The sequence below is a fragment of the Streptomyces sp. NPDC092296 genome (genome assembly GCF_044755465.1).
Lineage (GTDB): Bacteria > Actinomycetota > Actinomycetes > Streptomycetales > Streptomycetaceae > Peterkaempfera.
Genome location: NZ_JBIVRB010000002.1, coordinates 214889 through 228117 on the forward strand (window position 1 = coordinate 214889; position 13229 = coordinate 228117).

Below are 13229 nucleotides of genomic sequence, written 5' to 3' on the forward strand. Positions count from 1 at the left end.
CCCCGGTCGGCCCGGCTCACGACGGACCCCTCGGTCAGCGCCGGGCTGTTCCGCTCGAACACCCGGTGCCCGGCCGCCTGGAGCGCCCAGGCCGCCGCAGCACAGGCCGGTGGGGCGGGGCACGTCGGCCCCGCCCCACCGGTTCAGCGCGGTGTCACTTCACGGTGTCACTTCAAGGTGTCACGCCACAGCGTCACTTCACGGTGCACGAGGTGCCGTTGAGGGTGATGGCGCTGGGCTTGGCGTTGGTGCTGCCCGCGTTGCCGGTGAAGCCGAAGGAGGCGGTGCCCCCGGCCGGCAGCGACTTGTTCCAGTCGGCGTCCGTCACCGTCACGGCGGCGCCGCTCTGGGCGAGGGTGCCGTTCCACAGCGAGGTGATCTGCTGGCCGTTGGCGAAGTTCCACTTCACGCTCCAGCCGTTGATCGCGGTGGTGCCGGTGTTCTTCACCGTCACATCGGCCTGGAAGCCGCCGCTCCACTGGTTGGTGATCGCATAGGTGACCTCGCAGCCACCGGCCGCCGGCGGGGTGGTGGGCGGCGTGGTCGGCGGGGTCGTCGGGGGAGTCGTCGGCGGAGTGGTGGGCGGAGTCGTCGGCGGGGTGGTCGGCGGCTTCGTGGGAGGCGTGGTCGGCGGAGTGGTCGGCGGGGTGGTCGGCGGCGCGGTCGGGGTGTCCGAGGTGTCGCCGTAGATGACGCCGCGCCCGTTGGTGGAGACGTACACCCGGCCGTAGACCCGGGGGTCGCCGGTGATCGCGGCGCCGGTCCAGCCCCACTGGTGCTGGTCGTCGTTGATCCGCACCCAGCTGGTGCCCGCGTCGTCGGAGCGGTAGATGCCGCGTACGCCGCCGATCTTGGCGCTGGTGTAGAGCGCCGGGTAGCTGCGGCCCGGCGCGGCCTTGCCGAAGCCGATGCTGTCCGCCTCGTCCACGCCGGACACCTTGGTGAAGTGCGCGCCGGAGTCGGTGGAGTGCCACAGGCCGTACGTCTTGCCGGTGGCGCCGCCGGCCAGCCAGACGTCGCCCTCGGTGCCGGGCACCGCCTTGAACCGCACGGTGTCGGCGGGCAGGCCGGTCGCCGCGCTGGCGGTGAAGCTCGCGCCGCCGTCGGTGCTGGTGTAGAACTTCCCGGCCGCGAAGGCGTAGAACTTCTTGGCGTTCACCCGGTCCGCCGCCACCCGGGCGCCCTTGGGCACGCCGCTGGAGGCGGTCCAGGAGCTGCCGCCGAAGGAGGAGGTGGAGACGGCGGCGCCGTCCGGGCTCCACAGCACCCGGCTGCCGTCGGCCGCCACCGCGACCGTGCCGCCGCCGGTGGTGCCGGCCGGCTCGCTGCTGCCCTGGTACCAGTTGGCGCCGTTGTCGTTGGAGAACGCGATCCGCTTGGAGGTGTCGCCGTCGCCGAGGTTGCCGGTGCGCACCACCTGGAGCGGGTTGGCCTCGGCGAAGTCCAGGCTGGTGGTGGTGGAGAAGTTGGGCGAGGTGTACATCATGGCCGGGACCTTGGTCAGGTCGGTGTGCCGGAAGCCGCCGATGTCACCGAGCGCGCTCAGCAGCGGGGCGCCGCTGGGCGGGCTGATCAGGTCGTTGACCGCGGTCTCCTCCAGGCCCTCCACCATCGGCTTGATGGTGATCTTGCTGCCGGAGTCCCACTTGGTCAGGTCCGAGGAGCCGTAGATGGTGGCGCCGGTGCCGTACATCATCCGGTTGGAGTCGAACGGGTCGATCTCCAGCGACTCCGTCATCCAGCCCAGCTTGGGCGTCTCCTCGGGCGGTGACGGGTTGCCGCCGAAGGTCAGCCACGGGGAGGAGGAGACGTCCATCGTGTACTGGTCGACCCGGTTGGGGTAGCTGCCGAAGTCCCAGATCTTCTTCCAGCTGGCGCCGCCGTCGGTGGAGCGGAAGATCTGGGTGTCCGGCCACCAGGAGCTGTAGCCGGTCACCATCAGGGTGTTCGGGTGCTGCCGGTCGATGGTCAGCCCGCTGTACCCGAAGTAGTCGTCGCCGTTGGAGTCGTCCGACGGCATCGGGCTGATCCGGGTCCAGGTGCCGGTCGCGGTGGCGTACTTCCAGACGTCGCCCTCGCTGCCGTCGTACGGGCCGCCGGTGTCGCTGGTGGCGATGTACAGATAGCCGCCGACCGGGTCGAAGACGCCCTTGTGCGGCAGGTAGCCGGTGGGCTGCCCGGCCACCCGGGACCAGGTCACGCCGCCGTCGGCGGAGTGGTAGATGCTGTTCTGCTTGTCGGCCACGCCCACGAAGATGGACTGGGTGGCGCTGCTGCCGCTGCCGGTGCGCTTGTCGAACGAGACCCAGAGCACGCCCTGGTTGTCGCTCTGGTAGCCGCTGCTGTCCGACGGGTCGGCCACGTAGTTGCCCACGTTGGGGAAGGAGGCGACCTTCGCCCAGGTCACGCCGTAGTCGGTGGAGCGCCACAGCCCATTGCCGCTGGGCGCGCCGAAGTACAGCACGCTGTCCTTGTTGGGGTCGATCGCCAGCCGCTCGCCCTCACCGCGACCGGGCATATTGCCGCCGATCTTGAACGGCAGCACGGTGCGCTTCCAGGTGGCGCCCTTGTCGGTGGAGCGCAGGATGGCGCCGTTGTTCGGGTCCCAGCTGGTGGTGTAGTTGCCGGCGGCGACGTACACCCGGCTGGTGTCCACCGGGTCGGTGGCGAGGCTGGCGACGCCGGAGTAGCTCCAGTCGTCCCAGCCGACCGAGTCCAGCAGCGGAATCCACTTCTTGCTGGTGGGGTCCTGGCGGTAGGCGCCGCCGATGTCGGTCCGGGCGTAGACCAGGTTCTTCTCGGTCTGGTTGAAGATGATGCCGGGGACGAAGCCGCCCCCGTCGATGCGGACGTTCTTCCAGCTGTACGACCCGGCCGGGGTCGCCGCGGCGGCGTCGGCGCCGGTGCCGGCGAGCCAGCCCAGGCCCAGCCCGGCGGTGACCGTCATGGCGACGGCCGCCGTCCTGACGCGTTTCAACATGGGTGCGGACTCCTTGTATCGGTGCCCGCACTGCGGGAGCCAGGCAGTCCCGCCGGGGGGAGCCGGGGGAGTGCGCGGCCGATACGTCCGCAGCGTCACTGGCTCGCCGCACCCCGGAGGGGCGCGCGGGCGCGTGGTGGGGGAACCGGGCTGTCCGGGCCCCGTTGCATGAGGAATGCCGAAGCGGCGCGCGATCCGTCGCAGCCGTCGCTCAGGGCAGGCTACTGCCCCCGTCACGCCGTGCCACCGGCGTGGTCGGGCACTGTCCGACATCGGCCACCGCGCCGCCGGGCGCCTCACCGGTGGCGCACGGCCAGCGCGAGATAGCGGTCGTCCTGGTCGGTGTAGCGGGTGAGCCGCCAGCCGGCCGCGTCCAGCAGCGGGCGGAGGTTGGGCTCGGCGCGCAGGTCGTCCGGGGTGACCGCCCGGCCGTGGCGGGCGGCGAGCGCGGCCCGGCCGACCGGGTGGAACAGCGCCAGCCGGCCGCCCGCCCGGGTCACCCGGGCCAGCTCGGCCAGCCCGGCGGCCGGGTCGGGCAGATGGGAGATCAGCCCGGCCCCGAAGACGGCGTCCAGCGCCCGGTCGGGCAGCGGCAGCCGTGCGCAGTCCGCGACCAGCAGCCCGGCGGCGCCGGACCGGCCGGCCGCGGCGGCGGTGCGCAGCATGGCGGGCGTCAGGTCGGCGCCCAGCACGGTGCCCTCGGCGCCGACCGCCGCGCGCAGCGCGGGCAGGGCGCGCCCGGTGCCGCAGCCCGCGTCCAGCACCGCCTGGCCGGGGGTCAGCTCCAGCTCCGCGACGGCTGCTCGGTAGCGGGGGCCGTCATCGGGGAAGCGCACCTCCCAGTCGGCGGCCCGGGAGGTGAAGAACGCCCGGGTGCGGCTGTGGTCGGCGCGCGCCGCCACCAGCGCCGCGAACCGGTCCAGCACGCCGTCCCGCCAGGGGGCCAGCGTGGCCAGCCGCCCGGGCGCGGCGGCCAGCAGCGCGTCCCCGCCGTGGGCGCACGCCTGTTCGGGGGAGCCCGCCGCGAACGCCGCGACGGTCTCCGGCACCGCCTCCAGGTGGAACTGCACGCCCCAGGCGCTGCCGCCGACCCGGAACGCCTGCACCGGGTAGCGCTCGCCGGTGGCCAGCAGCACCGCGCCGTCCGGCAGCCGGATGGTGTCGCTGTGCCACTGGAGCACCCGGTGCTCACCGCCCGGCCCGGTGATCAGCGGCTCGGTGATCAGTGGCCCGGCGAACAGCGGCCCGCCGAACACCGGGTCGGCCGCCGCCGCCCCGGTCAGCCGGACCGGCTCCCAGCCGATCTCGGGGCCCGCCGCGCCCCGGTGGGCCGCCCCGCCGGCCGCCACGGCCAGCAACTGGGCGCCCAGGCAGATGCCCAGCAACGGCAGTTCGGCGGCCAGGGCGGCGCGGATCAGCGTCAGCTCGGCCCGCCGCGAGGCGAAGCCCTGGTCGCGCCAGGCGTCCTGCGGGCCGCCCATCACCACCAGCGCCTCCACGTCGTCGGGCAGCTGCTCCGGCACCGGTTCGCCCAGGTGGGCGCGGCAGGCCCGCAGTTCGAGACCGGCCCGCCGCAGGGCGTCGCCCGCCGCGTACGGGCCCTCGCCGGCTCCGTGCTCGACCACCAGTACCGCCATCGGGGCTCCCTCCGCCGTGTCCGCCCGCTCCCGGCATCGTACGAGAGGGGTCGGACACGGCGGGCGCGGTGGAGCGTCCGGGGCGGCAAAACCGGTGGCGGAGGTGGTGGGGCGGCATGGGAGCATGCGGCTGTCCGCACGTGGGTCCGACCCGAGGAGCGACCTTGTCCGTGCCGCGTCCCGTCCGTACTCCCAAGCCGCCGTACTACGTCGTCACCTTCGTCTCGCGGCTCGGCGCGGAGACCGAGGGCTACGCCGAGACCGATGTCCGGATGACCGCCCTGTCGGAGGGCCGGCCGGGGCTGCTGGGCGTCGACTCGGTGCGCGGTCCCGACGGCTTCGGCATCACCGTCTCGTACTGGACCGACGAGGAGTCCATCGCCAGTTGGCGGGCCGACGCCGAGCACACCGAGGCGCGGCGGCGGGGCCGGGAGACCTGGTACGACGAGTTCGTGGTGCACATCAGCCGGGTGGAGCGCGCCTATCGCTTCGAGCGGTGACCGGGGGCCGAGCAGCCTTGTAAGGCCAGGCTTCCCTACGTAGGGTCGGGCGTTGGATCGCGCGGCCCGGTCCGCCGGTGGTGCGCCGCCGACGGCGGTGCGTGCACTGCGGGTTGACGGTCCGTCAACGCCGAGCGAGAGGGACCGATGTGACCGTCGACCTGCCACCGTCCGCCGCACCGCGCGCCGCCTACCCCGCCGAGGTGCTGCCCGAGCGGGTGCGTGAGCGGCTGCTCGCCCTCGCCGCCGAGCGGACGCCCGTCTCCGCGTACCTGTACGACCCGGCGGTGGCCGCCGACCGCGCCCGCGCGCTGCGCGAGGCGCTGCCCGGCTGGGCCGAGGTGTTCTACGCGGTCAAGGCCAACTCCTTCGCCCCGGTGGTCGAGGCGCTGGCCCCGCAGGTGGACGGCTTCGAGGTCGCCTCCGTGGCCGAACTGGAGCTGACCGCCGACGCCGCCCGCGCCGCCGGGCGCCCGCACCGGGTGGTGGCGGCAGGCCCGGGGAAGACCGAGGCGCTGCTCACCGCGCTGGTGCGGGCCGACGCCGAGGTGGTCAACGCGGAGAGCCTGCTGGAGCTGCACCGCCTCAGCCGGATCGCCGCCGCCTGCGGCCGCACCACCCGGGTGGCGCTGCGGGTCAACCCGGCGTCGGTGCCGATCCGGGGCTCGCTGGGCATGGGCGGCGCGCCCACCCAGTTCGGCGTCCCCGAGCCGGACGTCCCCGGGGTGCTGGCCCAGGCCCGCGACCTGCCGGGGCTGGACGTGGTCGGCTTCCACATCCACGCCGCCTCCAACAACCTGGACGCCGCCGCCCACGCCGCCTATCTGCGCTGGTGCCTGGAGTGGAGCGCCCGGACGGCCGCCGCCTGCGGGGTGCGGCTGCGGCACGTCGACATCGGCGGCGGCATCGGCGTCGACTTCGAACTGCCCGGCGGCCAGCGGCACGGCGGCTTCGACACCGCCCTGTTCGGCCGGCTCGCGGCCGGGATCACCCCGCCGCCGGGCGTACGGGTGGTGCTGGAGCCCGGCCGCTACCTGGTGGCCGACTGCGGGTGGTACGCGGCGGCGGTGACCGACGTCAAGTACGCGTACGGGGCCTGGTACGCGGTGCTGCGCGGCGGCATCCACCACTTCCAGCTGCCCACCTCCTGGGAGCTGGTGCACAACGCGGCCGTGCTCCCGGTGGACGGCTGGCCCGCCGGGCTGCCCCGGCCGGTGGCGGCGGAGGTGCCGGTGACCGTGGTCGGGGAGTTGTGCACGCCGGAGGACACCCTGCTGCGCGATGTCCGGGTGGAGCGGGTGCGGGCGGGGGACCTGGTGGTCTTCCCGGTCGCCGGCTCGTACGGCTGGGAGTTCGCCATGCACAGCTTCCTCGGCCACCCGGTCGCGGACCGGCTGGTGCTCCCGGCACGGGCGCAGGGGCCGGGTCGGTAGCCGATAGGTCGGGTTCTGGCGGGTCGGTCGCCGGCAGGCCGGTTTCTGGCGGGTCGGTTTCTGGCGGGTCGGTAGTGGTTGGGTCGGTATCTGGCCATGTCCGGTGCCCTGGCCGTCGCCGGGCGCGGCGTGCCCGTGCCCCCGCGCCCGGCGGACGCGTTGGACAGGTGTGCCCGCCTGCGGAAGGCGGCCGGTGCGTCAGATGCCCTGGTATCGGGGGCGGCTGACGACTCCGTCGGTTGACGGAAACGCCGGTGCTGCCGGTCGGTGCGACTGGACCCACTGGACGGCCGCCGCTAGGTTGGGCACGCCGTTACTAAGGTAAGGCTTGCCTAAGTAAAGGTGAGCTCTCCGCCGTGACACCCCTACAGCCCTGCCCGCCCGGACACCCCCGGAGCCCTTTGATGACCCTCGCCGGCTGCAGCACCCTCGACCAGGCCACCCCGGCCGCGAGCCCGGCCACCACGCCGCCCCCCGCCGGGGACCAGGACGCCATCCTCCAGCGGCAGCGCGCCCGCGAGTCCTCGGCCCGCACCTACGCCCGGTCCTTCCCCATCGTCCCGGTCCGCGCCCACGGCATGACCGTGGAGGGCGCCGACGGCCGCCGCTACCTGGACTGCCTCTCCGGCGCCGGCACCCTCGTCCTCGGCCACAACCACCCCGTCGTGCTGGACGCCATCCGCCGCACCCTGGACAGCGGCGCCCCGCTGCACATCCTGGACCTGGCCACCGCCGAGAAGGACGACTTCACCACCGCCCTCTTCGGCACCCTGCCGGCCGGCTTCGCCGACCGCGCCCGCATCCACTTCTGCGGCCCGGCCGGCACCGACGCCGTCGAGGCCGCGCTCAAACTGATGCAGACCGCCACCGGCCGGCGCGGCGTGCTCGCCTTCACCGGCGCGTACCACGGGATGACCGCCGGGGCGCTGGCCGCCACCGGCAGCGTCGCCGTCAAGCAGCCGCTGCCGCCCGCCGGCGAGGTCACCCGGCTGCCCTACCCGTACGGCTACCGCTGCCCGTTCGGCGTCGGCGGCGAGCGCGGCGCCGAACTCTCCGCCGTCTACACCGAGCGGCTGCTCGACGACCCGTCCGGCGGTGTGGTGCCGCCCGCCGCGATGATCCTGGAGGCCGTCCAGGGCGAGGGCGGCGTCGTACCGGCCCCCGACGGCTGGCTGCGCGAGATGCGCAGGATCACCGCCGAGCGCGGCATCCCGCTGATCGTGGACGAGGTGCAGACCGGCGTCGGACGCACCGGCGCCATGTGGGCCGTGGAGCACAGCGGCATCGTGCCGGACGCGATCGTGGTCTCCAAGGCCATCGGCGGCAGCCTGCCGCTGGCGGCGGTCGTCTACCGCGACGACTACGACGGCTGGCTGCCCGGCGCCCACACCGGCACCTTCCGGGGCAACACCCTGGCCATGGCGGCCGGCACCGCCACCCTGCGGTTCGTCGCCGCCGAGGGCCTGGCCGACCGCGCCGCCGTGCTCGGCGCGCGGATCACCGCCCGGCTGGAGGCGCTGCGGTCCGTGCTGCCGGTGGTCGGGGACGTCCGGGGGCGCGGTCTGATGATCGGTGTGGAGCTGGTCGATCCGACCGGCGCACCGGACGCCTGCGGTGCGCTGCCGCCCGCCCCCGACCTGGCCGCCCGGGTACGGGCCGGCTGCCTGGAGCGCGGCCTGATCGTCGAACTCGGCGGCCGCCACGACGCCGTACTGCGGCTGCTGCCGCCGCTCACCATCAGCGACGAGCAGGTCGAAGCCGTCCTGGACCGGCTCTGCGACGCCCTCACCGCCACCGCCCGCGACACCCGCCCGGAGGGAGGCGCGTGACCGGCCGCCCACCCGCACTGGCCGGCGGCGGCGCCGGCCCCCGGGCGCTGCGGCCGCTGCTGAAGACCGTGCTGGACGCGCTCGCCGAGGGCGCCGCCCGGCGCGGCGGCCCACTGCCGGCCGGCACCCCCGGACAGCTCACCGCCCTGGTCGCGGAGACACTCGGGACGCTGGAGAGCGACGGCGGGCCGGAACCGGACGACGACGCGCTGCACCGGCTCACCGCGCTGCTCGCCCAGGGCAGCGCCGACCCCGCCGACCCGTCCTGCGCCGCCCATCTGCACTGCCCGCCGCTGGCCCTCGCGGTCGCCGCCGACCTGGCGGTCAGCGCGCTCAACCCCTCCCAGGACTCCTGGGACCAGGCCCCCGCCGCCACCGCCCTGGAGACGCTGCTGCTGCGCGACCTGGCGGCACTGGCCGGCTACGACCCGGACGCGGCCGCCGGAGTGCTCACCTCCGGCGGCACCGAGTCCAACCTGATGGGCCTGCTGCTCGCCCGCGACCACGCGCTCGGCCGGACCGGCGGGCGCCCCACCGAGCTGTACGGACTGCCGACCGGCGCCACGCCCCGGATCTTCGCCTCCGCCGCCGCCCACTTCTCCGTACAGCGCGCGGCGGCCCTGCTCGGTCTCGGAGAACGGGCCGTGGTCGCGGTGCCCGTCGACCGCGACCTGCGGATGGACGCCACCGCGCTGGCCGCCGCCCTGCGCGACTGCGCCGCGCGCGGCGAGACCCCGGTCGCGGTCGTCGCCACCGCCGGGACCACCGACACCGGCGCCATCGACCCGCTGCACCGCGCCGCCGACCTGGCCGCCGAACACGGCGCCTGGCTGCACGTGGACGCCGCGTACGGCGGTGGCGCGCTGCTCTCCGACCGGCTCGCCCCGCTGCTGGACGGCATAGCCCGCGCCGACTCGCTCTCCCTGGACTGGCACAAGCTGGGCTGGCAGCCCGCCGCCGCCGGGATCTTCCTCACCCGGCGCGCCGAGCACTACGCGCCGCTGGCCCGCCGCGCCGCCTACCTCAACCCGGCCGACGACGAGGAGGCCGGCTACCCCAGCCTGCTGGGGCTCTCGCTGCGCACCACCCGCCGCGCCGACGCGTTCAAGATCGCGGTGACGCTGCGGACCCTGGGCCGCGCCGGACTCGGCCGCCTGGTCGACGCCTGCCATGACCTCGCCCGGCACGCCACCGCCACCATCGCCGCCCACCCGCTGCTGGAAGCGCACACCGAACCGGTCCTCACCACCGCTGTCTTCCACTACCTGCCGCAGCGGCCCGAGCTGCGCACCCCCGCCGCCCGGGACGCCGTCAACGCCGCGCTGCGGCGGCGGCTGCTGCGGGAGGGGCGGGCCGTCGTCGGCCGCACCGAGCTGCCGGGCACCGGCCCGGGGCGGGTACGGCTCAAACTCACCCTGCTCAACCCGCACACCACCCCCGCCGACGTCGAGCGGCTGCTGCACACCGTCGCCGCCGCCGGCCAGGCCGAGGAGGCCACCCCATGACCCCGGCCCCCGCCGACCCCACGGCGCCGCGACCCGCCCCCGGGCCCGCCGTCCCCGGTTCGGGATCGCCGGGCGGCGAGGCCCCCGTACGGGCCGTCGAACCCGGCTCCGCCGCCTTCGCGTCCGCCCCGCTCCCGGTGAACGACTCGCCGGACGACCCGTTCCCGCCGGACGACCCGTTCCCGCTGGACGACCCGCTCCCGCTGGACGGGCCGGACCCCGGCCGGGCCGGGGAGGCGGCGGCGGTGGAGACGCTGCTCCGGGCCTACGTACGGGAGACCGGAGCGGCCGTGCCCAAGGCGGGCGAGGTACTGGGGCTGGCCCTGCCCGCCGCCGGGATCACGCTGCGGGTGCCCGTCCGCTACCGCTCCGCGACCGGCCGCCACCGGTTCGGGGAGCCGACCGTCGCAGGCGGCGGCCCGGCGGACACCGCGCTGGTGGCCGCCGCCGCCGTCCGCGAGACCGTACTCGGCCAGGGACTCCCCGCCCACCTGGGGTCGGACGCCGTCGCCCGGGTGCTCGGCTCCGCCCGCCGCACCGCCGTCCACCTCACCCACCGCCGGGCGGAAGGCGCCGAGAGCGGCCCGACTCCCTTCCTGGACGCCGAACAGGCCCTGCTGCTCGGCCACCCCTTCCACCCCGCGCCCAAGAGCCGCGAGGAGGCATCCGACGCCGAACTCGCCGCCTGGTCGCCCGAACTGCGCGGCGCCTTCCCGCTGCACTGGTTCGCCGCCCACCCCACCGCACTGGTGGGCGAGGACGCCGCCGGACGCCCCATCGCGGACCTGCTGCACGCCCTCGCCCCGCCCGGCCTCGACCTGCGGCCCGGCGAGGTACCGCTGCCCGCCCACCCCTGGCAGGCCCGCGAGGTGACCGGCCGCCCGGCCGCCGCCGCGCTGATCGAGGCGGGCCTGCTGCGGCCGCTCGGCGCCGCCGGACCCGCCTGGTACCCGACGTCCTCGCTGCGCACCGTGCACCGCCCCGACGCCGGGGCGATGCTGAAGCTGTCGCTGGGCATGCGGATCACCAACTCCCGCCGCAACAACCTGCGCGGCGAGATGCACCTCGGCGTCCGGGCCGCCCGCCTGCTGGACCTGGGGCCGGGGGAGTGGCTGCGCGCCCAGCACCCCGACTTCGCCGTACTGCGCGACTTCGCCTGGGCCTCGGCGGGCCACGGCGACGCCGAGACCGGCCTGGAGACCGCCCTGCGGGACAACCCCTTCCACGGCGGCCCCGGCGACGCGCTCTGCGTGGCCGGACTCACCGCCGAACGCACCGGCCCCGGCGACGGCACCCCGCCGCGCCACCGCTCCCTGCTGGCCGCCGCGGTGCACCGCGCCGCCGCCCGGCACGGGCTCGGCACCGCAGCGGCCGCCGCCCGCTGGCTCACCCGCTACCTCCAGGTGCTGGCCGTCCCGCTGATCCGCCTCCAAGCCCACTGGGGCATCGCACTGGAACCCCACCAGCAGAACACCCTGGTCGCCCTGGGCCCCGACGGCCTGCCCACCGCCGGCTGGTACCGCGACAGCCAGGGCTACTACCTGACCGCCTCCCGCGCCGAGCAGGCCGAACGGCTGCTGCCCGGCCTCGCGGACGGTGTCCACCTGGTCTTCGACGACGCCTTCGTGGACGAGCGGGTCGCCTACTACCTCGGCGTCAACAACCTGCTCGGCCTGGTCGGGGACCTCGGCGCCCAGGGCCTCGCCGACGAGGCCGACCTACTGGCCGTCTGCCGCCGCACCCTGACCGCGCTGCACGCCGCCGAACCCGGCGCCCGAGGGCTGCTCGGGCTGCTGCTCGACGCCCCGGTGCTGCGCTGCAAGGCCAACTACCTCACCTGCGTGGACGGCCGGGACGAACTCGTCGGGGACGTCCACAACCAGTCCGTCTACTTCGACCTGCCCAACCCGCTCGCGGAGGTATCCCGGTGACCGTGCCCCAGCCCAGCCCCAGCGACGCCACGGCCCCCGCCGCCGAGCCCGACGACGGGGTGTACGACCTCGTGGGCGTCGGCATCGGCCCGTTCAACCTGTCGCTGGCCGCCCTCGCGGACGGCGTCCCCGGGCTGCGCACCCTCTTCCTGGACGCCAAGCCCGCCTTCTCCTGGCACCCCGGCCTGCTGATGGAGGGCACCACCCTCCAGGTGCCCTTCCTCGCGGACCTGGTCACCATGGCCGACCCCACCAGCCGCTGGTCCTACCTCAACTATCTGCGCGCCCACGACCGGCTGTTCCCGTTCTTCTTCTCCGAGCGGTTCCACATCCCGCGCCGCGAGTACGACCACTACTGCCGCTGGGTGGCCGAGCGGCTGCCCGGCTGCCGCTTCGACGCCCCGGTGACCGCCCTGGAGTGGGACGCCAGCGCCGGAGCCTTCGCGGTCACCCACGGCGGCGCGGCCGGACCGCGCCGGGTGCTGGCCCGCCAGGTGGTGCTGGGCGTCGGCACCCGGCCGGTGGTGCCCGAGCCGCTGCGTGCGCTGCTGGAGCCCGGCCGGGTGCTGCACAGCGCCGACTACCGCACCCACCGCGACACCCTGGCCGAGGCCGGCGACGTCACGGTGGTCGGCGCCGGCCAGTCCGGCGCCGAGGTGCTGCTCGACCTGCTGCGCCGCCAGGACGGCGACGGGCAGGGCGGCCCGTATGTGCGCTGGCTGGCCCGCTCCACCGCCTTCGCGCCGATGGAGTACTCCAAGATCGGCCTGGAGCACTTCACCCCCGACTACATCCGCTACTTCCGGCAGCTGCCCGAGCCGGTCCGCGACCGCCTGGTCCGGGAGCAGTGGCAGCTCTACAAGGGCGTCAGCAGCGAGACGCTGGGGGAGATCCACGACGAGCTGTACGAGCGGACCATCGGCGGCGGCGCACCCCGCGCGGCGCTGCACCCCGGCACCGCCATCACCGCCGCCCGGCGGGACGGCGACGGCTACCTGCTGACCTGCCGCCACGTCCAGCAGGACACCGAATTCACCCTGCGCACCGACCGGATCGTGCTCGCCACCGGCTACGCCGCGGCCCGGCCGGACTTCCTGGCGCCGGTCAGCGACCTGGTCGACTGGGACGCCCAGGGCCGCTACCGGGTGGACGGCGACTACCGGGTGGCGCTGGACCCGCGCGTCACCGGCACCCTGTACGTGCAGAACGCCGAGATGCACACGCACGGCGTCGGCGCGCCCGACCTCACCCTGGGCGCCTGGCGCGCCGCCACCATCCTCAACGCCGCCACCGGACGCACCGTGCTGCCGCTGCCCGCCCGCGCCGCCTGGACCGTCTTCGGCGCCCCGGCGGACGGGGCCACCGGCACCGGGACCGCCCCCGCCCCCACCGCCGCCCAGGCCCGCTGACCGGC

General features: G+C 75.5%; 8 protein-coding genes. 6 read left to right on the forward strand and 2 right to left on the reverse strand.

The annotated features are described in order from the left end of the window. Positions 1-193: 193 nt before the first annotated feature. Together ACIQGZ_RS08650 and ACIQGZ_RS08655 are read right to left on the reverse strand one after the other, a co-directional pair. On the reverse strand, positions 194-2977 hold the full coding sequence (locus tag ACIQGZ_RS08650) for a cellulose binding domain-containing protein (protein WP_402600728.1): 2784 nt from the start codon (positions 2975-2977) through the stop codon (positions 194-196). 299 nt (positions 2978-3276) lie between these two features. Next, positions 3277-4617, reverse strand: a complete 1341-nt coding sequence (locus ACIQGZ_RS08655) for a methyltransferase domain-containing protein (protein ID WP_402600206.1) — start codon at positions 4615-4617, stop codon at positions 3277-3279. A gap of 170 nt (positions 4618-4787) precedes the next feature. Between ACIQGZ_RS08655 and ACIQGZ_RS08660 the strand changes: the two genes are divergently transcribed. The 6 genes from ACIQGZ_RS08660 (at position 4788) to ACIQGZ_RS08685 (ending at position 13224) form a co-directional block, all read left to right on the forward strand. Then, positions 4788-5117, forward strand: coding sequence for an antibiotic biosynthesis monooxygenase family protein (locus tag ACIQGZ_RS08660; protein ID WP_402600208.1), 330 nt, complete (start codon positions 4788-4790; stop codon positions 5115-5117). A gap of 149 nt (positions 5118-5266) precedes the next feature. Beyond that, complete coding sequence (locus ACIQGZ_RS08665) at positions 5267-6550, forward strand: alanine racemase (protein ID WP_402600210.1); 1284 nt, start codon at positions 5267-5269, stop codon at positions 6548-6550. A gap of 404 nt (positions 6551-6954) precedes the next feature. Further along, complete coding sequence (locus tag ACIQGZ_RS08670) at positions 6955-8379, forward strand: diaminobutyrate--2-oxoglutarate transaminase family protein (RefSeq protein WP_402600212.1); 1425 nt, start codon at positions 6955-6957, stop codon at positions 8377-8379. Continuing rightward, the gene (locus tag ACIQGZ_RS08675; RefSeq protein WP_402600214.1) at positions 8376-9884 is read left to right on the forward strand and encodes a pyridoxal phosphate-dependent decarboxylase family protein; all 1509 of its coding nucleotides are present in this window, start codon (positions 8376-8378) and stop codon (positions 9882-9884) included. The genes ACIQGZ_RS08670 and ACIQGZ_RS08675 overlap by 4 nt, the downstream gene beginning before the upstream one ends. Next, entirely contained in the window at positions 9881-11815 is a 1935-nt protein-coding gene (locus ACIQGZ_RS08680) for an IucA/IucC family protein (RefSeq protein ID WP_402600216.1), read from the forward strand. Before ACIQGZ_RS08675 ends, ACIQGZ_RS08680 begins: the two co-directional genes overlap by 4 nt. Next, positions 11812-13224, forward strand: a complete 1413-nt coding sequence (locus ACIQGZ_RS08685; protein ID WP_402600218.1) for a lysine N(6)-hydroxylase/L-ornithine N(5)-oxygenase family protein — start codon at positions 11812-11814, stop codon at positions 13222-13224. The genes ACIQGZ_RS08680 and ACIQGZ_RS08685 overlap by 4 nt, the downstream gene beginning before the upstream one ends. Positions 13225-13229: the final 5 nt, after the last annotated feature.